This window comes from Pseudofrankia saprophytica (assembly GCF_000235425.2).
Classification (GTDB): domain Bacteria; phylum Actinomycetota; class Actinomycetes; order Frankiales; family Frankiaceae; genus Pseudofrankia; species Pseudofrankia saprophytica.
This window is the reverse complement of record NZ_KI912266.1, coordinates 2,270,219-2,296,642: the sequence shown is the minus strand read 5'-3', so window position 1 is coordinate 2,296,642 and position 26,424 is coordinate 2,270,219. Positions and strand designations below refer to the sequence as shown.

Here is a 26,424-nt window from a genome sequence, read left to right as displayed (position 1 = left end):
TGGCCGCCGGCGCCGCCGACCCCGCCGGCACGCTGCCCGCCCGCAGCCGCAGGTACTCGTCGACCCCGCCGGGCAGGTGCCGCAGCCGGCCGCCGAGAATCGCGTACTGCTGGTCGGTCACCCGCTCCAGGAAGTACCGGTCGTGCGAGACGGCGATCAGCGTGCCCGGCCACGAGTCCAGGACGTCCTCCATCGCCGCGAGCATGTCGACGTCCAGGTCGTTCGTCGGCTCGTCGAGCACGAGGACGTTCGGCTCGGCCAGCAGCACCAGCAGCAGGTGCAGCCGCCGCCGCTGGCCACCGGACAGGTCGGCGACCCGGGCCGACAGGTGCTCGCGGGCGAACCCGAGACGTTCCAGCAGCTGCGCCGGGGTGAGCTCCCTGCCGTCGACGACGAACGTCGTCCTGGTCCGGTCGAGCACCTCGCGCACCCGGTCGCCGGCGATCGCCGCGAGCTCGGCGAACTCCTGGTCGAGCACACCGACCCGGACGGTCTTGCCGGTCTTCACCACCCCGGAGTCGGGCGTGATGGTCCCGGCGATCAGACCGAGCAGGGTCGACTTGCCGGCTCCGTTCGCGCCGAGGATGCCGGTGCGCTCGCCGGGACCGATCCGCCATTCCACGTCGCGCAGGACGGGGCGGCCGTCGAAGGAGACGGACGCGTCCAGCAGGTCGATCACGTCCTTGCCCAGCCGGGCGGTCGCGAGGCGGGAAAGCTCCACCCGGTCACGCGGCGGCGGGACGTCGGCGATGAGCGTGTTCGCGGCCTCGATGCGGAACTTCGGCTTCGACGTGCGCGCCGGGGCGCCGCGGCGCAGCCAGGCCAGCTCCTTGCGCATCAGGTTCTGCCGCTTCGTCTCGCTGGCGGCGGCCTGCCGGTCGCGCTCGACGCGCTGCAGCACGTAGGCGGCATAGCCGCCCTCGAACGGCTCGACGATCTGGTCGTGCACCTCCCACGTCATGGTGCAGACCTCGTCGAGGAACCAGCGATCGTGCGTGACCACCAGCAGACCGCCGGTGTTGCGGGACCAGCGCCGCTTGAGGTGGTCGGCGAGCCAGGTGATGCCCTCGACGTCGAGATGGTTGGTCGGCTCGTCCAGAAGGACGACGTCCCACTCGTCCAGCAGCAGGGCGGCGAGCGCGACCCGGCGGCGTTGCCCACCGGAGAGCTCTCCGGCCCTGGCCTCCCAGGGGATGTCGACGACCAGCCCCGCGATGACGTCGCGCACCCGGGGGTCACCGGCCCACTCGTGCTCCGGGCGGTCGCCGACGATCGTCTGGCCGACGGTGCGCGTGTGATCGAGCGTGTCGGCCTGGTCGAGCACCCCCACCCGGACGCCGCCGCGGCGGGTCACCCGCCCCGAGTCCGGCGACACCTGGCCCGAGAGCAGGCCGAGCAGGCTGGACTTTCCACCACCGTTGCGTCCCACCAGCCCGATCCGGTCGCCCTCGTTCACGCCGAGCGTCACCGAGTCGAAGACGACCCGCGTCGGGTACTCCAGGTGCAGGGCTTCCGCTCCAAGAAGATGGGCCACCCTTTCACCCTATGGTCAGGCAGGTTCGGGCGAGGAGCGCCCGAACCTGCCTGACCTGTCGGCGCCGGGCGTCCTCGCCAACGCGAAAGGGCCGCCGGAGACGTTCCGACGGCCCTCTCGACGCGCGGTAGGTCAGCTGGCGGGCGCGGGGGCCGAGCTGGTCGCCGCGAGCTTCGCGAGGCGGTCCGAGGTCGGCAACCGGACGTCACGGACCAGCCTCGTCACCTCCATCGCCTTGATGATGTAGAAGCTGGTGTCGATCTGCCAGAGCCTCACCCCGTGCCGGGCCGACGTCGGCTCGGCGTGGTGCAGGTTGTGCCACGACTCGCCCATCGACGGCAGGCACATCCACCAGACGTTGCCGGACCTGTCGCGCGACTTGTACGGGCGCCTGCCGGCCACGTGGCAGATGCTGTTCACCGACCAGGTGGTGTGGTGCAGCAGCGCGACCCGGACCAGGCCGCCCCAGAAGAACCCCCGCAGGGCCGCCTCGAACGAGCCGCCCCACAGCCCGCCGATGAGCGTCGGCAGCGCCAGGCTCACGAACGCGCAGATCGCGAACGTCCGGCTTACCAGCACGATGTCGCGGTCGTCGAGCAGGTCGGGCGCGTAGCGGCGCTGGTCGGTCTGCTCCACGTCGAACAGCCAGCCGATGTGCGCGTGCCACAGGCCCTTGGTCAGCGCGCGCGTGCCGGGGCCGTAACGCCACGGCGAGTGCGGGTCGCCTTCCTGGTCGCTGTAGGCGTGGTGGCGGCGGTGGTCGGCGACCCAGCGGATGACCGGGCCCTCGATGGCCATGTTGCCGAACACGGCGAGCGCGATACGAACGGGCCTGGATGTCTTGAAACCGCGATGGGTGAAGTACCGGTGGAAACCGACCGTCACCCCATGGCCGGTGATCGCGTACATGAAAGCGGCAATCACCACGTCGTGCCAGGTGATCCATCGGTCCCACAGCAGCGGGACGGCGGCGACCAGCGCCGCGAGGGGCACGAGGATGATCGTCGCGAGCACCACCTGCTCGATGCGGGCCTTCGCCATCCATCGGGGGGCGCTGGTGTGCTCGCCACGGGGGGTGTCCGCGGAACCGGGCGCCAGGCCCACGGCCCCGTCCTCCCGATCCGGCGGGCTGGAGTCAGTCGGCGGCACCGTCTCGGTCGTCGCGGTCATCGCGGCATCCTGTCTGTCGCGGCAGGTCCACACATCTGGTCCTCTTGGGCTCACGGTAGCGGTCTGGAAGGTTCGTCGGACCCCATGACGGCAACCGTCACGCAAACTCTTTCGGTCCGCTTGTGGCCTCTAACTACCCGTCCGCCGACCGGTTACCGCTCGGCGAGAGTTTCGTCCGCGTCGTGACGTTCTGTGCTTTCTGGTTCGCTCCGCGCGGGCACGACACTCCTACATTGGTTCGCTCCGTGCGGGCACGGCACTCCGGCCCCGTACTCGCTTCGCTCCCACGGGACCTCCGTGCCGTGTCCTCCTCCGCTCACGGGCGCTCCGGCGACCTCCGCTGCGGCCCAACCACGTTCGCTTCGCTCCGTGGCCGGGCCTCCGCGGAGGCACGCCTCCGCGCCGCACGGTCACTTCCGCGCGACATTGTGAATAAAAGAACGAAAACCAGTTGAATCATGACCGGGGGTCCAGGGGCGAAGCCCACTGCCGTGGGGTCCGGGGCCCTATCCCGGGGCAAAATCACGTGGGAGCCGCCGGGTCTTACCCACTAACCACAAACCAGGCCCGACCACCGATGGGGTCCAGGGGGCGAAGCCCCCTGGCGCGGGGTCCGGGGCTCGGCCCCGGGGCAAAATTACGGCCTCCGGCGAAGTTGACCGAAGGTCAACAAGCATGGAGGGCCGGCGCGCCTCGCTCCGCCGCCACGACTCGAACGTGGACTAGAAGAACCAAAATCTCCTGTGCTGCCTATTACACCACGGCGGACCGCGAAAGCAGCAGAAGTCTACCATCACCCGGTCGCGCGGCGTCTAATTCCCACCGGGTCCGGGCTGGCCCGGCCAGCGCGGCTCACCATGGTCGACGCGCTGATGGAGCGGCCGGCGCGGCGCCCGGTCGACGCGCCGTCGTTCTTCTCGCCGGCGGTTTTCCTGGCCCGTTTCCGTCACGGATCTTTCCGCGTGCTGGCGCGGAAATGGCGGTCGGGGGTGGGACGAAGTGAGGAACGTGGCCGGGTAGGGTGTGGGCGTCGACGGGAGCGCGGGTTGGGCGCGGTTCGGGCCCGCTGCGGATCACAGGGGGAGCGGTCGTGACCCAGGGACGTCTGGCGGCCACCATCGTCTTGGCGGCTGGCGCGGGGACCCGGATGCGGTCCGCCACCCCGAAGGTGCTGCACCGCGTCGCCGGGCGAAGTCTGCTCGACCATGTCCTCGCCGCCGCGGGCCCGCTGGGGGCGCGGCACACGGTCGTCGTCATCGGTCACGGGCGCGAGGAAGTCGCCGCGTCGCTGCGGCACCGGGACGGTGTGCGCACCGTCGTGCAGGACCGGCAGGGCGGCACCGGGCACGCGGTACGGGTCGCGCTCGGCGCGCTGGACGGTCTTCGTCCCGAGGACTGGGTCGCCGTGCTGCCCGGCGACACTCCGCTGCTGACCTCCGAGACGCTCGCCGCGCTGCTCGCGCTGCACGCCGAGCGGGGCGCGGCGGCGAGCGTGCTGACGGCGGTGATGCCCGATCCGACCGGCTACGGGCGCATCGTGCGTGATCCGGCGGACGGCGGGACGGCCGGCGGGTCCGTGCGGGCGATCGTCGAGCAGCGGGACGCGGACGCGGCGACCGCGGCGATCCCGGAGGTCAACGCCGGGGTCTATGTGTTCACCGTCGGGCTGCTGCGCTCGGCGCTGGCCCGGCTGACGACGGACAACGCGCAGGGCGAGGAGTACCTCACCGACGTGATCGGGTTGCTGGTCGCCGAGGGCGAGCCCGTCGCGGCGCACGTCGCGCCGGACGCGGGCGAGACGGCCGGCGTCAACGACCGGGTGCAGTTGGCCGCGGCGGGCGCGGTGCTGCGCGACCGGCTGGCACGGGCGGCGATGCTCGCCGGCACGACGATCGTCGACCCGGCGACCACCTGGATCGACGCGGGCGTGACGTTCGAGCCGGACAGCACGGTGCTGCCGAACACCCATCTGCGCGGCTCCACCCATCTGGCCGCCGGCAGCGTGGTCGGGCCGGACAGCACCCTGACCGACACCGTCGTGGACGCCGGCGCGTTCGTCGAGCGCAGCACCGTCACCGAGTCATGGATCGGCCCGGGTGCCGGGGTGGGCCCGTACGCGCATCTGCGGCAGGGGACCCGCCTCGGCCCGAACGGCCGGATCGGGGCCTACGTCGAGACCAAGGCGGCCGACATCGGCGCCGGGACCAAGGTGCCGCATCTCGCCTACGTCGGCGACGCGACCATCGGCGAGCGGTCCAACATCGGCTGCTCCACGGTGTTCGCCAACTACGACGGCGTCCACAAGCACCGGACCATGATCGGCTCGGACGTGAAGATCGGTAGCGACACGGTGCTCATCGCCCCGGTCGTGATCGGCGACGGTGCCTACACCGGCGCCGGGGCCGTGGTCCGATCGGACGTCCCACCGGGGGCGTTGGCCATCACCGAGGGCCGGCAGCGCACAATTGAGGGGTGGGTCGAGCGGGCCCGGCCGGGAACGGCGGCGGCCGCCGCGGCCGCCGCCGCACAGCGGGCGGGCGAGACCTCCCCGGTGGAGGAGACCTCTCCGGCAGGCGACGCACAGCCGACATCCGAGCGTCTGGCCGTGAACTAAGCCACATCACTCCCTCACCGTCCCGCATCGCTGGCATTCGCGACCAGGGCAACGGAACCTAGGGGGCTGGTTGGGGCCGCCACGGGCGCCAGGAGACGTCAAGGAGACACGGTGGGCTACCAGACGGAGAACCGGCGCAGCCTGATGCTCTTCTCGGGCCGATCCCACCCGGAGCTCGCGGCCGAGGTCGCGCAGCAGCTCGGCGTGCGGACGGTGCCGACCAGCGCGTACGACTTCTCCAACGGAGAGATCTTCGTACGGTTCCAGGAGTCCGTCCGCGGCTGCGACGCCTTCGTCCTGCAGGCGCACTCCGCGCCGGTGAACACCTGGCTGATGGAACAGCTGATCATGGTGGACGCGCTGAAGCGCGCCAGCGCCAAGCGGATCACCGTCGTCGCCCCGTTCTACCCGTACGCCCGGCAGGACAAGAAGCACCGCGGCCGCGAGCCGATCTCCGCCCGGCTGGTCGCCGACCTGTTCAAGACCGCCGGCGCGCACCGGCTGATGTCGGTCGACCTGCACACCGCGCAGATCCAGGGCTTCTTCGACGGCCCGGTGGACCACCTGTTCGCCCTGCCGCTCCTGGCCGACTACATCGAGAGCAAGGTCGACGCCTCCGAGGTGACCGTGGTCGCGCCCGACTCCGGCCGGGTCCGGGTCGCCGAGCGCTGGACGGACCGGCTCAACTGCCCGCTCGCGATCATCCACAAGCGCCGCGACAAGGACGTCCCGAACCAGGTCAAGATGTTCGAGGTGGTCGGCCAGGTGGCCGGGCGCACCTGCGTCATCGTCGACGACATGATCGACACCGCCGGCACGATCACCAAGGCGGCGGAGGCACTGAAGGCCAACGGCGCGAGCTCCGTCATCGCCGCCGCGACCCACGGGGTGCTGTCGGGACCGGCCATCGACCGGCTGAAGAACTCCGACATCAGCGAGGTCGTGCTGACCAACACCCTGCCGCTGCCCGCCGACGCCAGGCTCGACAAGATCACCGAACTGTCGATCGCGCCGCTGCTCGCCGCCGCCATCCGCGAGGTCTTCGAGGACGGCTCGGTCACCAGCCTCTTCGGCGGAGACGCTTGATCTCTGGTTCGCTCCGTCCGGGCGGCGCGCTCCGGCCCCTTACTCGCTTCGCTCCCAAGGGACCTCCGCGCGCCGTCCTCCTCCGCTCACGGGCGCTACGGCGACCTCCGCGCCGCACGGTCACCTAACGCCGAACGTCACCAAACCGAAGCAGGCCCATCCGTAGGGCCACTTCGCTGCGCTCGTGGAGTGCCCAAACGGGCGCGAAGACCGCCACGAGCGAAGCGAAGTGCCCATACGAGCGCTGTGGTTTCAGCTGGTGACGACACAACGGCACGCAACCCAGCTGGCGCGGAGGCGCACCTCCGCGGAGGCATCCCTACGAGCGAAGCGACGTAGGGGTGCCGCAGCGGAGGTCGCCGCAGCGCACGTTCGCGGAGGAGGACACGGCGCGGAGGTCCCTTGGGAGCGAAGCGAGTAAGGGGCCGTAGCGCCGTGCCCGGACGGAGCGAACCAGAGACAGAGCGAACCAGAAATTCAGCCAGCCCTTCAAATCCAGCCGGGGAACCACATGCGGGCTCGCCAGCCGGAGAGTGGGATCTGCTGGGCGGCGAGGATCGGGTAGAAGTAGGCGAACAGTAGGACTACGGCGATCAGGTAGACGCCGACTGACAGGGCGCCCACGAGGCGTCTGGTGTCGGATGCCTCGCGTGGGCCCAGGGCCAGGCCGGCGGTCGCGGTGATGCCGAGGACCAGGAACGGCAGCAGCGGTAGCGCGTAGAAGAAGAACATCGTCCGGCTCGGGACGAGCTCCCAGGGCAGGAACGACGAGGCGAAGCCGACCAGTACCAGCGCGGCCCGCCAGTCCCGCCGGACCACCCACAGCGCCACCATCACGACCAGGCAGGCCGTACCGACCCACCAGACGGCCGGGTTGCCGATGGCCAGCACCTCACGCGAGCAGCCGCCCGCGGCGGTGCAGCCCTTCTGGCCGAACGCCGGGCCGTCGTAGTAGTAGGGAACCGGCCGGCCGAGCACCAGCCAGCTGAACGGCGCGGACTGCGCCGGGTGCGGCGAGGTCTTGGTGGTCAGGTGCTCGTGGAAGTTGAGGATCGCGTCCTGGTAGGCCCACCAGCCCCGCCACATCGCCGTGAACCCGTTGCCGTAGGCGTGCCGGTCGTAGCCCCCGTCGGTGACGAACCAGCCCGTCCACGTCGCCAGGAAGGTCGCGATCGGCAGGGGGACGTAGCAGCCGAACCAGGCCGGCACGTCCCGTCGCAACGCGCCCAGCATCGGCTGCCGCGCTCCCGCGGTCCGGCGGGCGCCCGCGTCCCAGACGATCGCCAGCACCGCGAAACCGAGCAGCGTGTACAGGCCGCTCCACTTCACGCCCATCGACGCGCCCAGGAAGAACCCGGCAGCGAGCCGCCAGGGGCGCAGGCCGAGCTTCGGCCCGTAGCGGGTGTCGCGCTCGCGCGCGGCCCGATCGCGCTCGTCCAGGGTCGCGTCCCCGATGGACACGCCGTCGCCGCCGTCCGACGAATCCGCGGCCGCGGATTCGGACGTGGCCACCGACGCGGCCGAGTCCGCGTCCCGCGGCCGCGCGGCGGTGAGCGCGGTCATCCGGTCGGCGAGCTTCGCCCTCCCGTAGTCGCGGTCCAGGACCAGGCAGGCCAGCGCCGCGACCAGCAGGGTCATCAGGAAGATGTCCAGAATGCCGATCCGGCTCTGGACGAACTCCAGCCCGTCGAACGCCAGGAGGAGCCCGGCGAAGCAGCCGAGGATCGTCGAGCGGAACATCCGCCGCGCCGTGCGGGTCAACACGAGCACCGCGATCGTCCCGAACAGCGCCGACGCGAACCGCCACCCCAGCTCGGGGTTGCCGTGCACCGCGCCGGAGCAGTCCGTATATCCGAAGATCTTCTCCGACGCTGCCATGAACCACTTGCCCAGCGGCGGGTGCACGACGTAACCGGGGCCGACGCAGTTCTTGCTGTCCACCTCGTAGCCGTGGGTCATCAGACCCCAGGCGTCCTTGGTGTAGTAGACCTCGTCGAAGTAGATGCCCTTCGGCTCCGTCAACCGCCAGAACCGCAGGATGCCGGCGACCAGCGTGACGGCGAGCGCGGCCAGCCAGCCGGCGAGGCGGTCGGACGGCATCGGTGGGCACAGCCGGTCACGCAGTGGCCCGCGCCCGCTTGGCTGACCGGCATGGTCGCCGTCGCGCGCGTGCCCCACGACCGCGGGCGCGGCCGGGCCGGCATCGGCCAGGGTCGGATGGGCCGTCGTCGTCACGGTCACGCCATCAGCGTAGGTCGTCCGAACTGAAAGACTGCGCGGTGTCCGAACGATGCGGGATCACGATCTTCCCGGCCGAACCCGGAGACCCCCGGACAGACGGTGAGGCGGCGGCCCGGAAGCCCGCCCGGAGTCACCGGCCGGGAGAGGAACGGGCCGGCCGACGAGGATGGGCCGGCGGCACGAGCAGGACGCGACCAGGCGAGACAGCGGGACAGGGGCGGCGAATGACCGGGGTGCTGATCGTGTGCGGGGCGCCCATCGGCGACCCGCGAGACGCCAGTCCCCGGCTCGCCGAGGTGCTGACGACGGCGGACGTCGTCGCCGCCGAGGACACCCGGCGGGTCCGGCGGCTCGCGCACGCGCTCGAGGTGACCATCACCGGGCGGATCGTCTCCTGTTACGACGCGGTCGAGGGCGCCAGGGCCACGGCCCTGACGGAACAGCTGCTCGCGGGCCGGACGGTCGCGCTCATCACCGACGCCGGTATGCCGGCGGTCTCCGACCCCGGTTTCCGGGTGGTCGCGGCGGCGGCCGCCGCCGGGGTGACCGTCACCGTCGTGCCCGGACCGTCCGCGGTGACCGCGGCGCTGGCCGTCAGCGGGCTGCCGAGCGACCGGTTCACGTTCGAGGGCTTCCTGCCGCGCCGCGGCGGCGAGCGCCGCTCCCGGCTGCGCGAGCTCGCGACCGAGCGGCGCACGATGGTCTTCCTGGAGGCTCCGCACCGGCTGGCCGCGAGTCTCGTCGACCTGGCCACGGTCTTCCGCGCCGAGCGCCCCGCGGTGCTGTGCCGGGAGCTCACCAAGACCTGGGAGGAGGTCGTCCGCGGCGACCTCGCCCGGCTGGTGGGCTGGGCCCAGGATGGCCGCGAGATCCGCGGCGAGCTCACCCTGGTCGTCGGCGGCGCCCCCGGAACCCGCGGGCGTGCCGTTGTCGACGGGCCGGCCATGGTCGACGAGCATGCCGTCGCCGTCGGGCATGCGATGGACGACGAGGAACCGCTCGGGCCGCCCGCTCCCCCGACCCTGGCCGAGCTCGCCGCGGCGGTGGCCGGCCACGAGGCCGCCGGCCTCTCCCGCGCCGACGCCCGCCGGGCGGTCATGACCGACTACGGTGTCGCCCGCGCCGACGTCTACGCCGCCCTCGTCGCGGCACGGGCCGCGGCGAGGCGGCAGTAGGCGGCGACGTCCAGGGTCTCGCCGCGGGCGCCTGGGTCGATGCCGGCCGCGGCGGCGATCCGGTCGACGGCGGCGGGCGAGCCGGCCCAGCCGGCCAGGGCCGAGCGCAGCGTCTTGCGGCGCTGGGCGAACGCCGCGTCGACCGCGGCGAACACGTCGGCGCGCAGCGCGTCCGGCGCGGGCGCCGGCCGGCGGGTGAACGCGACCAGCCCGGAGTCGACGTTCGGCACCGGCCAGAACACCGACCGCGGCACCGGCCCCGCCGAGCGAGCCTCGGCGTACCAGGCGAGCTTGACGCTTGGCACGCCGTAGACCCGGCCGCCCGGCGGGGAGACCAGCCGGTCGGCCACCTCCGCCTGGACCATGACCAGGCCGCGCCGGATCGACGGGATCCGTGCCAGCAGCCCGAGCAGCAGCGGTACGGCGATGTTGTACGGCAGGTTCGCCGCGAGCACGCCCGGCGCCTCCTCGTCGACTGCCTCGTCGACGATCACGTCCTCGGTGACCGTGGCCGCCCCTTCCGGCCCGTCCGGCCCGTCCGCCCCTTCCGGCTCCAGGGACTCCGCGGGGGACGACAGGTCGGCGGGGTCGAGCCGCAGCGCGTCCCGGGTGAGCACCGTGAGGCGCCGGGCCACGGCCGGGGCCAGCCGGGCGGCGGCGGTCGCCGGCAGTGCCGTGGCCAGCGCCGGGTCGACCTCGACGGCGACCACCCGGCGCGCGGCGCCGAGCAGGCCGAGGGTCAGCGACCCGATCCCCGGCCCCACCTCGAGCACCACGTCGCCCGGACCGATGCCGGCCAGCCGTACCAGCCGGCGGACCGTGTTCGGGTCGACCAGGAAGTTCTGCCCACGCTTCTTCGTCGGCCGCAGGTCCAGCGCGGCCGCGATCGCCCTGATGTCGGCGCCGGACAGCAGCCCGTCCGCCCGTCCGCCGGTCGCGGCGCCCTTGGCGCTCGCCGAGGCGCCCGTCACCACCCGCTCGCCCGCCGGCGTGCCGCCTACCAAGGTCCGAACACTCGCTCGGCGGTCGCGGCGACCGTGACAGCCAGCTCGTCCACCGCCGCGCCGCGGACCTCGGCGATCGCGCGCAGCGTCAGCGGCACCAGGTAGGGGCCGTTGGGCCGCCCCCGGTAGGGCATCGGGGTGAGGAACGGCGAGTCCGTCTCGACGAGCAGCAGCTCGGCGGGGGCGACGGCCGCGGCCGCGCGCAGCCCGTCGGCGTTCTTGAAGGTCACGTTTCCGGCGAACGACATCACGTAGCCGGCGTCCGCGCAGGTCTTCGCCATCTCCTCGTCACCCGAGAACGCGTGGAAGACGACGGTCGCGGGCGCGCCCTCCTCGGCCAGGATGCGCAGCGTGTCCGCGTGCGCCTCCCGGTCGTGGATCATCAGTGGCCGCCCCGTCTCCTTCGCGATCGCGATGTGGCGGCGGAAGCTCGCCTGCTGGGCGGCGTGCTGCTCGGGTGGCGTCCGGAAGTAGTCCAGCCCGGTCTCGCCCACGGCGCGCACCTTCGGCAGCCGGGCGAGCGTCGTGAGCTCGGCGAACGTCTCCTCGTCGACGCCGTGGGCGGCCTCGTTGGGGTGGATCGCGACGGCCGCGTAGACGTCCGGGAACTCGGCCGCGACGTCGGCCTGCCAACGGCTGGTCGGCAGGTCCACCCCGACGGTGACCATCCGGCGGATGCCGACGGCCCGGGCGGCCGCGACCGCCTCGGCCGCGGGTGTGTCCATCAGGTCGAGGTGGCAGTGGCTGTCGATGATCTCGACGCCGAGCGGGTCCGGCGCTGGCGGCGGCCCACCCGTGCGTCCCGTGTTCTTAGCGCGCGCATTCTCGGCCGTCACCGCTCTACTCCCACCAAAGACCTCACACCTACCTTCACGGGCTTGTTGGCGCCCGGATACGCTGCGGCAGGACGCTGTTCGCGTGATTCCAGATCCTATGGCTCGCGGATGGCGGTCCTCGTGTGGCCAGATCTGGGGGTCTGGCCGCCCTGCCAGCATCGGGGATGCCTCTCCATGGGTCGCTTGCTACACGGATGCCGATGACCGCTCTGACCGTCGCCCTCGTCACTCCGCTGACCGGTCCCGACGCGACACAGGGTCTGGCGAGCCTGCGCGGGCTGACCCTGTGGGCCCGGGACGAGTACCTGCCCGCGCCGTGGACCGACATCAGCGTGACGGCCTATGACGCCTACCCGGACGCGGCGGCCGCGATGCGGACCGCGGCGGCCGCGAGGCCCGCGGCCATCATCGGCCCCTACGGCCGGCGCGCGGCGCTCGCCGCCGTCTCGGCGACCGACCGGGTCGTGTTCAACGCCGGCGCCCCGACCACCCGGTTCATGCGCCAGGCCTACCCCAGGGTCATCAACATCGCCGCCCCGTCGTCGACCTGGCCGCGCCAGGTGCTCGCCCTGGTCCGGTCGGCGGACCGCACCGCCCGCAAGGCCGTACTGCTGCTGGCGGCCGGCGACTTCGCCATCGAGGCCACGGCCAGCACGAAGGCGGCCGCCCGCTCGCTCGGGTTCGAGATCACCACCAGCACGTTCGGCCCGGGCCAGGCCGCGATCGCGGCCAGCAGGCTGCCCTCCGCCGACGTCCTGATCGTGCAGGCCGACCCCGACGACGAGCTGACAGCCGCCAGCGCCCTGCTGCGCCGCCCGTGGAAGGCCGCGGCCTTCTCCACCGCGGTCAGCGTCCAGGGCTCAGCCACGTTCGGCGACTCCAGCGACGGCCTGCTCGCGCCCGGCAGCTGGCTGCCGGACAGCATGGCCGAGACGACCACCGGCCCGAACGCCTGGGCGTTCACCGCCGACTTCAGCGCCCTGCACGGCACCCCGCCGACGGCGACCGCCGCCTGGACGTTCGTGGCCGGCCTCATTCTGGGCGCGTCCATCCGCCGCTCCGGCAGCGCCGACGACACCGCCGTGCTCGCCGCGGCCCGCGGCCTGGACACCATGACGCTGCTCGGCCGTTTCCGCCTCGACGAGACGACCGGCCTGCAGGTGGGCCACCAGATCCCGATCGTGCAGTGGCAGTCCGGCACCTCCTGGACGGTGTGGCCCCGGGAGGGCGCGCGGGCGCGCTTCGCGCATCCCCGCTGGCAGGCCCGCACGGCCAACCCCGGCCTCACCCCCCGCCCCTACCGCTGAGTTTCTGGTTCGCTCCGTGCGGGCACGGCGCTACGGCCCCGTACTCGCTTCGCTCCGGGGCCGGGCCTCCGCGAGGCGCGCCTCCGCGCCGCACGGTCACCTACCGCTGAACGTCACCAAACCAAGACCCAGCTGATCCAGAGTTGTCCCCACGGGAGCCACTTCGCTTCGCTCGTGGGCGGGGCTGCGCGGAGGCCTTGTGGCCGGGTTCCCGGGCGGGTGACAGGCTGAGCCGGCGAGGCGCCATGCTTACGGCGCCGCCGGGAGCGAAGATCGGCCGAGGGCCGCGCGGCGGGAGGTTCCGATGGCGACAGAGTCCGCCGCGTCGCCGGCTCCGCCCGCCGCGGGTTGCGACCCCACCCCCGCGGAACGCGTACCTCGGGGGCAGGCCGGCCCGGGTGGGCTGCGCCGGCGTCGGCTGCTGCGCAGCGCCGCCGGGCTGCTGGCGGTCACGTTCGTGCTGACCACGGCGAAGCTGTTCGTGTTCCCGAAGCGGGACGTGCCGACGCCCGTCGACGCGGTCGTGATGTTCGCCGGCAGCAGCGGGCGCCTGGAGCTCGCGATCTCGCTCGCCCGCTACGGGTACGCGCCGGTGCTCGCGGTCTCCCAGCCGACCCCGGACGACCTCTGCCCCCCGGACACGATCCCGAACGTCGAGGTCATCTGCTTCCATCCCCGGCCGCTCACCACCCAGGGCGAGGCGCGCTGGGTGGCCACGGCGGCGGCCGCCCGCGGCTGGCGGTCCATCATCGTGGTCACGTCGACGACGCAGGACAGCCGGGCACGGCTGCGGCTGAGCCGCTGCTACGACGGCGAGGTCAAGGTCACGCCCGTCGACCCGCCGACCCGGGCCGCCTGGGCCTACATGATCACCTACGAGTGGGCCGCGATGGCCAAGGCCCTCGTCCTCCAGCGCGGCTGCTGACCGTCCCCGGCCGTCAGCCGCGGTCGACGCCGACGGCCCGGCGCACACCGGCGAGCAGGGGGCGCGCGCGCTCACGGGCGCGCTGGGCTCCCTCGGCCAGGATCGCGTCGATCTCGCTGTCCGGCGCCATCAGGTCCTCGTAGCGCTTGCGCAACGGCGCCAGCTGGGTGTTGAGCTCCTCGAACAGGGCGTTCTTCAGCTCGCCCCAGCCGGTGCCACCAGCCTCCAGCCGCCGGCGCATGTCGGCCACGTCCTCGGGCGCGGCGAAGTTCTCGTAGAGCTGGAACGCCGCCGAGCTGTCGGGGTCCTTCGGCGCCTCGACCGGGGTGCTGTCGCTCTTGATCGACCGCACCAGCTTGCGCAGCCGGGCCTCGGGGGCGAACAGCGGGATCGTGTTCTGGTACGACTTGCTCATCTTGCGCCCGTCGAGACCAGGCAGCACCCGCCCCGACTCGCCGGGCGGCGTGACCGCCTCGGGAATCTTCAGCGAGAAGACGTCCCCGAAGAGGTGGTTGAACGAGCCTGCGATGTCGGCCGCGTACTCCAGGTGCTGAACCTGGTCCTGGCCGACCGGCACGACGTCCGCGCTCATGATCAGGATATCCACCGCCATCAGGACGGGGTAGTTGAACAGCCCCATGTTGACCCCGGCGTCGAGGTCGGCGAGCCCCGCCTCGGCGTTACGGTCGCGGGCGGCCTTGTAGGCGTGGGCCCGGTTCATCAGGCCCTTGCCGGTGACACACGACAGCACCCACTGCAGCTCGAACACCTCGGGGATGTCGGACTGCCGGTAGAAGATCGTCTGCTTCGGGTCGAGGCCCAGCGTGATCCAGGTGGCCGCCACCGAGCGGGTCCAGCTCGCCATCTGGGCACGGTCGCGCACCGACGTCAACGCGTGATAGTCGGCGATGAAGTAGAGCGACTCATACCTCGACGCCAGCTCCAGCGCCGGCCGGATCGCCCCGATGTAGTTGCCCAGATGCGCGTCACCGGTCGGTTTGATGCCGGTGAGCGAGACCTTCTGGCCCTCGTGTGCCATGCGCCTCAGTCTACGGACGCCGCCGGCAGCCCCACCTTCGCGAGGCCGGCCGGGGTCAGCCCGAAGCGGCGCCCTCGGCGAGGCGGTGGCTGGCCGCGTACCGCAGCATGAAGCGCACGTGCCGGCCAGCGTCACGCAGCGAATGCAGCTTCGAGACGCCCGACCGCGGGTGGTAGGTGATGGGCACCTCCTTCACCCGCAACCGGCTCGCCGCCGCGGCGACGATCAGCTCCGAGGCCAGCTCCATCCCGCCGTGGCACGGCGCCATCCGCTCGTAGGCGGCCCTGGTGAACGCCCGCATCCCCGAATGCGCGTCGGAGGTCCGCAGCCCGAACAGCCAGTTGAGCATCCGGGTGAGCACCGGGTTGCCGATGTACCGGTGCGTCCACGGCATCGCCCCGGGCAGGATCTCGCCGGTGAATCGGGAGCCCAGGACGTAGTCGGCGGCATCGGCGCGCAGTGGGGCAAGCAGGCCGGGAACTTCGCCGAAGTCATACGAACAGTCCGAGTCGCCCATGACCAGGTAGCTGCCGCGGGCGGCGGCGAACCCGGCCAGGTAGGCGTTCCCGTACCCGCGGCGCGGCTCGCGCACCACCCAGGCTCCGGCTTCGGCCGCGATCCGGCGCGAGTCATCCAATGAGCCATTGTCGGCCACGATGACCTCCCCCGGCAGGCCTGTCGCCGCGATACCCGCCAGCGCTGCGCGCACGCAGCGGCCCACCGACTCCTGCTCGTTCAGGCACGGCATCACGATGGAGACCAGCGGCCGCCCGGACCCCACCGGCGGGCTGGCGGCCGGTGGGGTCCGGGCGGCCAGGCGCCACGGGTCGGAGGGACCGGGCCGCGCGGCGCTGCGCGGATGGCGGGACGGCGGATGGTGGGACACCAGCGGCGTCCGGGTGGCCGCGTGGGCCGCCTCGGGCGTCGCGGGTGTTGGGGGCGTCGCGGGCGCGGACCTGACGGCGGTCGGTACCGCCCGCCCGGCCTGGCGGTCGCGCTTGGTGGCTGGGCGTCGCTCCGGCCTCGGGGTGTGCTCGGTCACGCAAATTCGTCTACCCCTTTCCCGGGCGGAGAACGCACCGTGCCCGACCTGGCACGAAATGGTGCCCATCCGAGTGACAGACGATTCGGGAGAGAGACTACGAAGTCGTCCGATGACGATGAGTGCACAACGCCGGATCACGCCGCTCCGCATGATCGCGAGACGAAGGGGGGTCACTGGAAGCGGAGCGACCCGGTCAGGGATCGTGGAGTCACCACGTCCCGCGGCGGGCGCGGCAGCAGCGGTCAGGTTCCGCGTGTCTGAGGGCGCCGGCGGCATGACCACGGAACGCGCGGCGAGGCCTGCCGCGCCTCCGGGCATTCGGGGGCCAGTCCGGCCGCTCCGGTGCAGGGACGGCGATCGAGAGGAATCACCATGGCGGATGTGTCAGTACGGTTCGCGATGACGGACGACAGCGAGATCGTGCTGAACCTCTCGCTGACCCAGGCAATCCGGCTGACGGAGGCGATCGCGTCCAAGGTGAGCCAGGCCATGACCGAGCAGCCGCGCGGGATGGGCGGCCCGATGACGGGCTCGATGCCCGCGGGCATGACCGGCGGCCTGAACGGCACCGGCGCCTACCCGCCCGGCGTCCGGCCCGGCCCCTACGGCGGCGCGTAACCACCGCTGGCCACCGCTGAGGGCCACCGCTCGCCAGCCGGCTGATCCCGCCAGGGTTCCGCGCCCCGCCGCGGGCCCACGCGCCGCCACCAATGCGGCCGGGCGCGCCGGTGTCCGTGCACGCCATGCGCCGGTTCGACCGCCGGCGGTGGCTGGCGGGTAGCCGACAGCTTCCAGCGGTGCCATCGACAGTGGAAGATACGGAAATCCGCTCGTCGGCCCGATAACCTAACCCCGAAGATCGCACGCGGTCAGCGCCGCGCGCCGTGGCCGAGGCAGGCCGTCGGCACGGGTGCCAAGCCGGCGATCGCCGATCGGACCTACAGCCGGTCGGATCACAGCACGGCCCGCGGCCGCATCTGGCCCGGGCAAGGCGGACCGGGGTTACACAACCGAGCCGAGGGGCGCGGAGGGCGAGGCAATGGCGGGACTGGACCGTTTCCGGGTGGTCGTGGAGGCGGGCCGCGGCCACGAGACCGGTGTGGTGGTCCGGCTGCCCGGCGTCCTCATCGTCGCCAGGGCCGGCCGGCAACAGACGGCCGACACCGCGCGACGGCTGCTGGACCTGTGCGCGGAGGTCGCGGCCGAACCGGGCGACTCGGCGAGCACCGGCCGCCGGCTGGTCCGCCGCGTGGCGGGGCTGCTTGCCGCCTCGGACCCGGAGGAGGTCCCCGACTTCACGCTGCTCACGGCGGTCGGGGAGCGGATAGCCGCGCTGGTCCACGGCGCGATGGACGTCACGGCCGCCGGCCCCAGCCCGCTCACCCTCTCCGGAGTCGACTCCGCGACCTGGGTCGACCGGCTGCTGCCCGACGGGCTCACCCATCTGCACGTCGGCCCGACCGGCTCCCTCGGCCTCCAGGGAGGCCCGGACGACGAGGCCGAGACGACCGGGACCGGCCTCGGTTTCCCGCTCGACCTGCGCGTCGGCGCGGTCCCCGGCATCGGCGCCAGTCTGCTGCTCTCCCGGGAGGCGCCGCCGCCGGTCCCGAGGTCCGCGACCGAGAGCCTGCTGGCCGGCTACGGCCCCCCGCGCGAGCCGGCGACCGCCGCCGAGCGCATCCCCGTGCCGGTCGAGCGCATCCCGGAGCAGCAGTCCGTCGCGCCGCCCGTGCTCGCTCCGCTGCTGAGCAAGGAGGAGCAGGCGCACCGGGCGCAGTCCGGCGCCGAGCCGACCCAGGCCGCCGACTTCGACGAGCTGGAGGAGCTGGACTTCGACGAGGACCCGCCCACCGAGCTCGCCCGGTCGATGCCGAGCTCGAACGGGCAGGCCGACGCTCGGGCGCACGGTGAGCTGACCGACGAGGACGACAGCGAGGCGCTGACCCAGCTGCCCGGCCAGACCTTCACCGTCTCGGATCTCATCGACGACGATGACGACGCCCCGACGATGCTGCCGAACAGCGATCAGGAGCAGGTCGAGGGCGTGTTGTGCCCGAACGGGCACTTCAACCACCCGCAGGCGCCGTACTGCGCTCAGTGTGGCGCGTCGCTGTCCTCGACCGAAAGCCAGTCGGTCTGGCGGCCCCGGCCACCCATCGGCGTGCTGGTCTTCGAGAACGGCGAGACGATACCCGTCGACATCGACCTCGTGATCGGCCGCCAGCCCGACCGTGACGACGCGGTCCGCGCGGGCACCGCCCGGCCGCTGCCCGTCGAGGACGGCGAGAGCGCGGTCTCCCGGGTGCACGCCGTCATCACGCTGAACGGCTGGGACGCGGTGATCACCGACCGCGGCTCGGCGAACGGGACGTACATCGCGCCGCCTGAAGCGACCGTGTGGACCGCGCTGGAGCCGCACCAGCCGGCGCCCCTGACCTCCGGCACCCGGGTCCAGGTCGGCAAGCGCACGTTCGTCTTCAACAGCCAGGTAAACGTCTGAAGCCAGGTAGACGTCTGAGGTTGGGGCCGCACCGGTGATCGGACGGTTCGCGCGCGGGCGGGGTTAGCCTTGGGAGGCGATCCCCGCCACTGGCTCCTGACTCGTCCCGAACGGACGGCGCCACGGGCCGGCGCCGCAGCGGTGGATGCGTTCGGTCAACAAACCGGACCACGAGGAGCCGTCTTGCCGGAGCCCACCATCACCCCGCCGGCCGCAGCCGAGGAGGCGCGAACCGCGACCCACTCGGAGTCGCCCGCGCCCGAACCGACCGAACCCGAGCCGGCCGAACTCGAATCGGCCGAGCTCGAATCGGCCGGACTCGATCGAGCCCCGGCGCGGCGGCGGCCAAGGCTGCTGTGGGCGCCGCTGGTCGTGCTGGCCGCGGCGGCGCTGGTCGCGGCGGGCTTCGGCCTGCGCGGGCTGGCCGGCGGCACCCCAGGCGACAGCTCTGTCGACGCGGGCTTCCTGCGGGACATGTCCGAGCACCACGCGCAGGCCGTGCAGATGAGCATGCTCGAGTTCGGCCACGGCGCGGACAAGAACACCGTCGCGATCAGCCAGGACATCGCGCTCAGCCAGCAGCGCGAGATCGGGGTGATGGGAGCCTGGCTCGCCGACTGGGGACTCGGTCAGTCGACCGTCGGCGAGCCGATGCGTTGGATGGGCGGCACCGGCGGCGCGGCCGATGGGCACGACATGGCGGGCATGCACGACGGATCCGGCTCACTGGGCACCCCGGTCGGCACGGACGGAGTCCGGATGCCGGGCATGGCAAGCGGCACCGAGCTGACCCAGCTGGCCTCTTCCCAGGGGCGAGACAGCGACGTGCGGTTCCTCACGCTGATGATCCACCATCACCGCGGCGGGATCATCATGGCGCAGTACGCCTCCCAGCACGCGAGCGAGGACCAGGTACGCGCCCTGGCGAAGGCGATGGTCACCGTGCAGTCCTGGGACATCGAGCAGATGCAGTTCGATCTGCAGCGCCTCGGCGCGCCGCCGGCCTGACGGGCCGCCACCGGAGATCCTCACCGTCTCGACCATGACGTAGAGGTCTCGATCGTGACGTAAAGTCCGCCACACCTGGGCGTCCAGCATGCCGCAAGAAGATCATATTATGTGGATTCGGTAGGCTTCCTCCGTTTCAGCGGGTCGACCGGGCCGCCAGGTGCTCCCGGGGGAGTCGGCCGGATTCGCCCGCCGGGATCGTCCCGCTCTTGGCCGTCAGCACCGTCGCGCCAGCTCGCCAGGCGCCGGACAGCCACCGGGGGCGCCCCGGACCGCTGGTGCCCCTGCTCGTGTGAGGTTCGTCATGTCCGCACTACCCGGCCCTGCCCCAGCGCCGTCCCCTCGGGCGCGCCGCGGCACCACCCGGCTGGCAGTCACCATGCCGGGGCTGCGCCGCGTCGCGCCGGGGCTGCGCAGGGTCCTGCCGGGGCCACGGCAGGCGAGCGTAGAGCTGGTCGCCGGGCTGGTCACGGCGCTGGCCCTGATTCCGGAGACCATCTCGTTCTCGGTGGTCGCCGGCGTCGACCCGGCGGTCGGGCTGTTCACCTCGTTCGTCATCTCGGCAGTGATCGCCTTTACTGGCGGCCGCCCGGCGATGGTCTCCGCGGCGGCCGGCTCGATGGCGCTCGTCGCCGCCCCACTGGTACGCGCCCACGGACTCCAGTACCTGCTGGCCGCGACGATCGCGGTCGGCATCCTGATGTTCCTGCTCGGCCTCGCCGGCGTGGCCCGGCTGATTCGCTTCGTGCCGCGGACCGTCATGATCGGATTCGTCAACGCGCTGGCGATCCTGATCTTCCTGGCCCAGATGCCGCATGTCTTCGGGCACGGCTGGCAGGTCTACCCGCTGGTCGCGGCCGGGCTGGCGATCCTGCTGCTCCTTCCCCGGGTGACGAAGGCGGTGCCGGCGCCGCTCGCGGCCGTCGCCCTGCTGACCCTCGTGACGACGACGTTCGACCTGCGCGCGCCGACGGTCGGCGACGAGGGCGCGCTGCTCACCGGCCTGCCCCTGCCCGGCCTGCCGGACGTCCCGATGACCTGGGAGACCGTCCGGATCCTGCTGCCGTACGTGCTCGCGCTGACCGCGGTCGGCCTGCTGGAGACGCTGCTCACCGCGCAGATCGTCGACCGGATGACCGACACCCGCCACGACCCGAACCGGGAGGCCTGGGGGCTGGGCATCGCCAACTTCATCGCCGGGATGTTCGGCGGCATGGGCGGCTGCGCGATGATCGGCCAGACGATCCTCAACGTGTCGTCCGGCGGGCGAGGCCGACTGTCCACCTTCGCCGCGGGCGGCTTCCTGCTGCTGCTGGTGCTGCCGCTGCACGCGATCGTCGGGGTCATCCCGATGGCGGCGCTGGCGGCCGTGATGGTCATCGTGGCGATGATGACGTTCGAGTGGAACAGCGTGCGCCCGGCGACGCTGCGCCGGACGCCGATGGGCGAGACGCTGGTGATGGTGGCCACGGTCGCCGTCGTCGTGCCGACCCACAACCTCGCGTACGGGGTGGTCGTCGGCGTGATCCTCGCCGCGCTGCTGTTCACCCGCAAGGCCGCGCACCTGGCGAACGTGACCAGCGTGCTCGATCCGGAGGGCGGCGTGCGGATCTACGCCGTGCAGGGGCCGTTGTTCTTCGCGTCGACCAACGATCTGGTGACGGCGTTCGACTACGCCCACGACCCGCCACGGGTCGTGATCGACCTTTCCGACGCCGACGTGCTCGACTCGGCGGCAGCCGCGGCGATCGACGACGTCCTGCACCGCTACTCCGGGCGCGGCCGGACCGCCGAGATCACCGGCGTCAGCCACACCAGCGCGGCCCTGCTGCGCGGCACGAAGAACGCGAAGGCCACGAACTCCTAGCCGTGGGGTGAGTCACTGGACGCGTCCCGCGCGGCCGTCGGCGCCGATAGTGAGAACGGCCTTGGCATCGGCTGGCGCGGCGTGACGCCCGCCGGTCGCGCCCGAGGCCACGCACGGCCTCCCCGGCCACGCGGCGCGCCGCGGGCCAGGGCATCCAGAGCAGCGAGCACGCTTGGGGGCGCGGTGGGCACGAGTACGGTCGGCGCCCAGGACACGGCGACCGCCGGACCGGCGGGCGGCCTCGCGGGCCCGCCCGCGGCGGCGCTGGTGCCGCCGGAAGTCTCCGCCCAGGCGCCCACGGAGCTCCCGCCCGACGCCTTCCCCAGCACCGAGTCCGAGCTGTTCGACCTCGCCGACGTGCTGAGGGTGCTCGACCTCGCGGGCGACGCGACGCCGCCGCTGCCGGCGCGCACCCTGCGCAGCCTCCACGGCGGGGTCCTCGCCTCCCAGCAGCTCGCCCAGCAGATCGTGCTCGCCGAGCGGCTCGCACCGGGCAGGTCCACCCAGACGCTGCATACCGTCTTTCCCAACCCCAGCCGCTGGGACGAGCCACTCGACGTCGACGTCGAGTGGCTCCAGTCGGGCCGCACGTTCGCGAACCTGGCGTTGACGTTCCGCCAGGGCGGCCGGGCGATCAGCCGTGGCGACGTGCTGCTCGGCAGCGACGCCCCGGACTTCGTGCGGCATGAGGCGGCACCGCCCGAGCCCACCGCCAGCCCCGCCGCCGCCCGGCCGGTCGACTACCCGCTACTCCCGTGGGAGGTGCGACTCTCGCCCGGCCCTGCGCCGTACAGCCTGGACGTGTGGCAGCGGATCCCCGGCGTCCCGGCGGACCCGGCGCTGGCCCGCGGGCTGCTCGCCTTCGCGAGCGAGCCATGGGCCGGGCACCACGTGATCAACAGCCACTTCCAGCGCGGCACGGCCACGTTGGCGCCGGGCGAGCGGCTGGCCGCCGCCGTGCTCGCCCAGACGGTGACCTTCGTCGAGGACCTGGACGTCCGGGAGTGGCACCTGCTGCGCGTCGAGTCGCCGCACGCGGGCCATGGGCGGTTCCTGGGCCGTGGCCGGGTCCACACCGCGGACGGACGGCTCTGCGCCGTCTTCGAATGCCTGGGCATGCTGCGCGCCCTCCCCGCGAGGCCGGCCGACGCTTCCCCCGGGGTCCTAACCTGATCACAGAACGAGCCGCTTCCGCTTGCCGCTGGCGCTTTCCGTCATCATCTGGTTGCGCCCCGAGAGTCCGGGAACCTATTATTTTCCCGCCAGGCGCCGAGCCGCCTTCGTGGCGGAACTGAGCGACGGAACTTGGTGACGGAACTGCTTGACAGGAACGTCATGACAGGACCGTCGCCACAGGGAGGATCCGACATGCACTCACTCGACATGCACACTGACGATGACCTCGTGGTAGCCGTCGAAAGGCTGTCCGAGGTCCAGGACCGCCACGACGCCGAGCACTCCGACAGTGACGGAAGCGACGGCTGACCCCAGCGAAATTCCAAGCGAGGACGGCTGGCCGACGCGCCCCGAGACGACCTTGAGATCTTCCGCCGCGGAAAAGGGAACGCTCGCGACGGAACATCTCCTGGTACGCGGTCTCGAGGGTGCGCTCGGCTGGCCCGATGCCAGCCCACTGGGGCGTGGCTTCGCGCTGGGGCGGCTCGAGGACCCATCACTTGGTGATCGGTTGATGACTCCGTCACGGCTTCTCGACATTGTGACGAGACGTCGCCTCGAGCCACCCCAGCTGCGCCTCTTCCAAGACGGTCGCGAGCTTCATCCAAACGCTTTTCTTCGCCCCCAGGTGAACCGCCGTGGCCAGTCGCTGCGCATGGTGGACACCCCGGCGATGGAAAACCTCCTCGACACCGGCGTGACGCTGGTTCTCGACGCGGTTGAAATCTTTGACCCCGCGGTGGAGGTCGCCACCCGCGCGCTGCGTTGGTGGTCACATGAGGTGGTGCAGGTCAACGCCTACCTAACGACCCGCTCGACCGGCGGATTTCCGCTCCACTGGGACGATCACGATGTGGTCGTCGTCCAGCTCGCGGGAAACAAGACCTGGGACGTCCGGAGTCATTCTCGGCCGGTCCCGATGTACCGGGACGCCGAGCCGAACTCGGCTCCGAGCGAGGACGTGATCTGGCGGGGCACCGTCACACCCGGCGACGTGCTGCACATCCCGCGCGGGCACTGGCACCAGGCGACCCACGCGGCCCACGAGGAGCCGCTGAGCCTGCACCTCACCTTCGGCTTCGTCAGACGCACCGGCGTCGACTGGCTTGCCTGGATCGCCGACCAGGCACGCGAGCTGGAGATCTTCCGGCACGACCTCATCCGCTCCGGCTCCGACGAGGAGCTCCAGGCCGAGCACGCCCGGCTGGAGGCGGCGGCCGTGGAGCTGCTGCGCTCTCGTCCGCCGGCGGCCTTTCTCACGGACCGCGAAAGATCGCGACCCCCCGCGCGGCACGCGCCGGCGCTGCCCACGGCGCACGGGCCAGACGTCGTCGTCTGCGTCACCGACTTCGCTCCGCACGTCGAGCGCGCCGACGGTGACCTGGTCGTCTACGCCGGCGGTCGGAAGATCACCGTACGGGAGCGGGCCGGGCAGGCGCTGGCGCTGCTGCTCAGCGGCCGCCCGATCGACCTGGAACAGGCCGGCGTCGAGTGCGGGATCAACGTCAGGCCACTCGCCCAGATCCTCATCCAGGAGGGGATATGCACAGGCCTGACCGACGAGTTGTCCTCGGCCTATACCGGACTCGTCACCAGCGGGACCTGCTGGAAGCTGCCCTAGCGCTCGGGGTTCGGGACCTGGACACGGCCTTCAACTACGCCGGTTTCGCGTCCCACTCGCGGCTTGCGGCGGCCGCGGCCGACCTGCTGCCCGAGTTCCACCTGTCGACCAAGGTCGGTTTCTTCCCGTCCTCCGCCGGCGACTCGGCCCAGGTGCCCGGCAAGCCGGCCGGCCGTGAGCACTCCCTCGACCCGACCCGGCTGCGGTCGGCCCTCGAGCGGAGCGCCGACGACCTGGGCAGGACGCCCGACGTCGTCTTCCTGCACAACCCGGAGCGGACCCTGCGGGCGGCCGCCGACCCCGCGCGCGGCCGCGACCTCTTCCTGGCGGCCGCCGGTGCGCTCGTCGAGGCCGCCCGATCCGGGCTGTGCGGCGCCTGGGGCGTCTCGACGTGGGACGCCCAGCCGCTGGTCGACGCGCTGCGCGCGGACGGTGCGGTGGCGCCGCCCCGGCCGGGGCACCTGATGCACCGGGTGGGGGTGCTCGTCGGACCGGAGGCGCTGACGGCGGCGGACGCGCTCGCGGATCTGCTCGGTGTCGACGTCGGCGGCCGCTGGGGGATGAGCCCGTTCGGCGGCGACACCCGCCAGCCCTTCTGGGAGGATCTGCGCGTCACCTCGCTGCTCGGCAGCCCGCCACCGGCCGGCGTCAGCACGGCGCGGGCCGCGTTCCGGCTCGCCTACGAGCTGCCGCCGGTCACCCGGGTCGCCGTCAGCACCAGCGACCCCGCTCACCTGGCCGAGCTTGCCGACGCCGCGAACCTGGACGTCGACCATGCCCGAGTGGCCCGGTACCGAGCTCTCCTGGAGAGCCGTCAACGCCTCGTCGACGCCCCGATCTAGCGATCGGCCTAGTGGACGAGGTCGGCGGTCAGGAGACTGTCCGTCTCCTCGGTGACGTCCACTTCCCAGTGGTAGACCGGCTTGGACAGCGCGGCCGTGCAGGTGTACTGGATGGCGGCGTCGTCCCGCTGCTCTCGGCGGAGCTCGAGGCGCCAGCGGCGGATGCCGTCGTCCACCAGCACGTCGTAACGAGGAGTGGCCTCCGGCCGGGCCGGTGTCGCCATCGTCGCCGCCGCGACTCCCTGGGAACCCTTGCGAGCGGGCGCCGCCAGCCCGGCAGCCGGGCCGGAAAGCAGGGACTCCATGCCAAGAGGCCCCATGCCCACGGAGCGCGGCGGGAGCGTCCCGGCCGGCTGGTGGTGGCCGTCGCCGGCGCCGGCGAGCGCGACGAGCGGGCCGACGACCCTGATGGCCGGCAGGTCCGCCGGATCGCGCCGGTCGAACCGCTCCCGGTACCAGATCTCCGCCACCGCCTCGGCGGGCGTGACGCCGAGGCGTCCCCGCAGGTGGGCGATCGGGAGGAGCCCATCCTCGACCAGGGCGCGCAGGTCCTCGTCGGACATGTCGTCGAGCCGGCCCAGCAGGTAGCCGCTCGGCAACAGGACGGCCGTCGGCGCGAAACGGTCCCCGCCGAGATGGCTGACGCCGTAGATGGGCGCCTCGGGAACGACCTGCTGGACCCGGCGGATGAAACCGCCACCCCGCACGCCGCAGCAGGTGTCGTGCCGGCCATGGATGCAGACGCCGATGAACTGCGGCACAGTGGTGGGCGCCGCGGCCCGCCAGGCCCCGTCCACCGAGCGCGTGCTGATCTGCCTGCTGTACGTGTCCCAGACGAGCGGGCGCTCGGTCGTCGGCCGACCCGGGTATGGGCGGTAGTAGAGCGTCTTGAGACGGGTGGCCGGCGGCAGGCGGAAACCATCCGGTTCCGCCGGGCGCACCGCCTGAGGCCATGGCCCCGCGACCGGGAGGAAATGGAAGGCGTCGAAGTTCGGGATGGTTCCACGCAGCTCTTCGTCAACCAAGCGCGACTGCGCGCCGCACCGGGCGAAGGTACGATCACTCATCGCCGCGTCCACGTCCCCGCGCGCAGCTTCCGGCCCCGGGAAATGCTGGGCCTTGGGAGCTTCTGCCACCAGGAACCTCCGAAGTCCGGCAGACCACACCGCTTAGGTTTACCTAAGTTTCTTAAGTGCACCTAACCTTACCTCACCGTGATGGCCGCGCGCGCGTGCAAGCAAACAGGTGACATGTGCCACCACCTGGCCCGAGTCGGCGGCGGACCACGTATCCGTGCCCGTCCGGAGGGGTGAGTCGTCCGCTGGCCGGGTACTCGGGCGGACATGACCGATGGAAGGTCGGCGAAGGAACCGTCCCGGCCGTCGGGCGCGGCCGAAGGTGCCGCCGCCCACGACCCCGCCGGCAGGCGAGCCG

General features: G+C 72.4%; 20 protein-coding genes. 12 read left to right on the top strand and 8 right to left on the bottom strand.

All coding sequences use genetic code 11. The annotated features are described in order from the left end of the window. Together FRCN3DRAFT_RS43605 and FRCN3DRAFT_RS0209590 are read right to left on the bottom strand one after the other, a co-directional pair. Positions 1-1,534, bottom strand: a 1,534-nt coding sequence (locus tag FRCN3DRAFT_RS43605; protein ID WP_063630150.1) for an ABC-F family ATP-binding cassette domain-containing protein, incomplete at its 3' end; no start/stop codon positions are given. A 132-nt stretch (positions 1,535-1,666) separates the two neighbouring features. Beyond that, positions 1,667-2,704 (bottom strand): acyl-CoA desaturase, encoded by a 1,038-nt coding sequence (locus tag FRCN3DRAFT_RS0209590; protein ID WP_007518266.1) that lies wholly within the window; start codon positions 2,702-2,704, stop codon positions 1,667-1,669. 1,090 nt (positions 2,705-3,794) lie between these two features. Between FRCN3DRAFT_RS0209590 and glmU the strand changes: the two genes are divergently transcribed. Both glmU and FRCN3DRAFT_RS0209580 read left to right on the top strand, forming a co-directional pair. Further along, positions 3,795-5,318, top strand: a complete 1,524-nt coding sequence (gene glmU, locus FRCN3DRAFT_RS0209585) for a bifunctional UDP-N-acetylglucosamine diphosphorylase/glucosamine-1-phosphate N-acetyltransferase GlmU (protein WP_007518264.1) — start codon at positions 3,795-3,797, stop codon at positions 5,316-5,318. Positions 5,319-5,429: 111 nt separating this feature from the next. Next, positions 5,430-6,404 (top strand): ribose-phosphate diphosphokinase, encoded by a 975-nt coding sequence (locus tag FRCN3DRAFT_RS0209580; RefSeq protein ID WP_007518262.1) that lies wholly within the window; start codon positions 5,430-5,432, stop codon positions 6,402-6,404. A 489-nt stretch (positions 6,405-6,893) separates the two neighbouring features. On the opposite strand, the gene FRCN3DRAFT_RS0209575 is transcribed toward FRCN3DRAFT_RS0209580, so the two are convergent. Further along, complete coding sequence (locus FRCN3DRAFT_RS0209575) at positions 6,894-8,645, bottom strand: dolichyl-phosphate-mannose--protein mannosyltransferase (RefSeq protein ID WP_007518259.1); 1,752 nt, start codon at positions 8,643-8,645, stop codon at positions 6,894-6,896. A 224-nt stretch (positions 8,646-8,869) separates the two neighbouring features. Here FRCN3DRAFT_RS0209575 and rsmI point away from each other — a divergent pair, with 224 nt between their 5' ends. Beyond that, a complete protein-coding gene (gene rsmI / locus FRCN3DRAFT_RS0209570) occupies positions 8,870-9,820 on the top strand; it encodes a 16S rRNA (cytidine(1402)-2'-O)-methyltransferase (RefSeq protein ID WP_007518258.1) in 951 nt (316 codons plus the stop codon). Here rsmI and FRCN3DRAFT_RS0209565 read toward each other — a convergent pair. Then, positions 9,775-10,824, bottom strand: coding sequence for a ribosomal RNA small subunit methyltransferase A (locus tag FRCN3DRAFT_RS0209565; RefSeq protein WP_007518255.1), 1,050 nt, complete (start codon positions 10,822-10,824; stop codon positions 9,775-9,777). The genes rsmI and FRCN3DRAFT_RS0209565 overlap by 46 nt on opposite strands. Then, positions 10,818-11,660 (bottom strand): TatD family hydrolase, encoded by an 843-nt coding sequence (locus tag FRCN3DRAFT_RS0209560; RefSeq protein WP_007518253.1) that lies wholly within the window; start codon positions 11,658-11,660, stop codon positions 10,818-10,820. Before FRCN3DRAFT_RS0209560 ends, FRCN3DRAFT_RS0209565 begins: the two co-directional genes overlap by 7 nt. Positions 11,661-11,860: 200 nt before the next feature. Between FRCN3DRAFT_RS0209560 and FRCN3DRAFT_RS0209555 the strand changes: the two genes are divergently transcribed. Both FRCN3DRAFT_RS0209555 and FRCN3DRAFT_RS43600 read left to right on the top strand, forming a co-directional pair. Beyond that, the gene (locus FRCN3DRAFT_RS0209555) at positions 11,861-12,967 is read left to right on the top strand and encodes an ABC transporter substrate-binding protein (protein ID WP_007518251.1); all 1,107 of its coding nucleotides are present in this window, start codon (positions 11,861-11,863) and stop codon (positions 12,965-12,967) included. A gap of 304 nt (positions 12,968-13,271) precedes the next feature. Then, positions 13,272-13,892, top strand: coding sequence for a YdcF family protein (locus FRCN3DRAFT_RS43600; RefSeq protein WP_007518249.1), 621 nt, complete (start codon positions 13,272-13,274; stop codon positions 13,890-13,892). A 13-nt stretch (positions 13,893-13,905) separates the two neighbouring features. Here FRCN3DRAFT_RS43600 and FRCN3DRAFT_RS0209545 read toward each other — a convergent pair whose 3' ends face one another. Then, positions 13,906-14,931, bottom strand: coding sequence for a tryptophan--tRNA ligase (locus FRCN3DRAFT_RS0209545; RefSeq protein WP_007518247.1), 1,026 nt, complete (start codon positions 14,929-14,931; stop codon positions 13,906-13,908). A gap of 55 nt (positions 14,932-14,986) precedes the next feature. Beyond that, complete coding sequence (locus FRCN3DRAFT_RS43595; protein ID WP_232793986.1) at positions 14,987-15,973, bottom strand: glycosyltransferase family 2 protein; 987 nt, start codon at positions 15,971-15,973, stop codon at positions 14,987-14,989. Between the two features lie 375 nt (positions 15,974-16,348). Between FRCN3DRAFT_RS43595 and FRCN3DRAFT_RS0209535 the strand changes: the two genes are divergently transcribed. The 7 genes from FRCN3DRAFT_RS0209535 to FRCN3DRAFT_RS0209495 all read left to right on the top strand — a co-directional run bounded on the left by FRCN3DRAFT_RS0209535 (position 16,349) and on the right by FRCN3DRAFT_RS0209495 (position 24,990). After that, positions 16,349-16,594, top strand: a complete 246-nt coding sequence (locus tag FRCN3DRAFT_RS0209535) for a hypothetical protein (RefSeq protein WP_007518242.1) — start codon at positions 16,349-16,351, stop codon at positions 16,592-16,594. 421 nt (positions 16,595-17,015) lie between these two features. After that, positions 17,016-18,476 (top strand): FHA domain-containing protein, encoded by a 1,461-nt coding sequence (locus FRCN3DRAFT_RS0209530; protein ID WP_007518241.1) that lies wholly within the window; start codon positions 17,016-17,018, stop codon positions 18,474-18,476. Positions 18,477-18,659: 183 nt separating this feature from the next. Continuing rightward, positions 18,660-19,484 (top strand): DUF305 domain-containing protein, encoded by an 825-nt coding sequence (locus FRCN3DRAFT_RS0209525; RefSeq protein ID WP_007518240.1) that lies wholly within the window; start codon positions 18,660-18,662, stop codon positions 19,482-19,484. A gap of 304 nt (positions 19,485-19,788) precedes the next feature. After that, positions 19,789-21,351 (top strand): SulP family inorganic anion transporter, encoded by a 1,563-nt coding sequence (locus FRCN3DRAFT_RS0209520; protein ID WP_007518239.1) that lies wholly within the window; start codon positions 19,789-19,791, stop codon positions 21,349-21,351. Between the two features lie 183 nt (positions 21,352-21,534). Continuing rightward, the gene (locus FRCN3DRAFT_RS0209515; protein ID WP_007518238.1) at positions 21,535-22,524 is read left to right on the top strand and encodes an acyl-CoA thioesterase; all 990 of its coding nucleotides are present in this window, start codon (positions 21,535-21,537) and stop codon (positions 22,522-22,524) included. Positions 22,525-23,182: 658 nt separating this feature from the next. Then, complete coding sequence (locus tag FRCN3DRAFT_RS0209500; protein ID WP_232793985.1) at positions 23,183-24,148, top strand: cupin domain-containing protein; 966 nt, start codon at positions 23,183-23,185, stop codon at positions 24,146-24,148. Continuing rightward, positions 24,070-24,990, top strand: coding sequence for an aldo/keto reductase (locus FRCN3DRAFT_RS0209495; RefSeq protein ID WP_027140407.1), 921 nt, complete (start codon positions 24,070-24,072; stop codon positions 24,988-24,990). The genes FRCN3DRAFT_RS0209500 and FRCN3DRAFT_RS0209495 overlap by 79 nt, the downstream gene beginning before the upstream one ends. A gap of 8 nt (positions 24,991-24,998) precedes the next feature. Here the strand turns inward: FRCN3DRAFT_RS0209495 and FRCN3DRAFT_RS0209490 are convergent, their stop codons facing one another. Then, the gene (locus FRCN3DRAFT_RS0209490) at positions 24,999-26,057 is read right to left on the bottom strand and encodes a sucrase ferredoxin (RefSeq protein ID WP_116439436.1); all 1,059 of its coding nucleotides are present in this window, start codon (positions 26,055-26,057) and stop codon (positions 24,999-25,001) included. Positions 26,058-26,424: the final 367 nt, after the last annotated feature.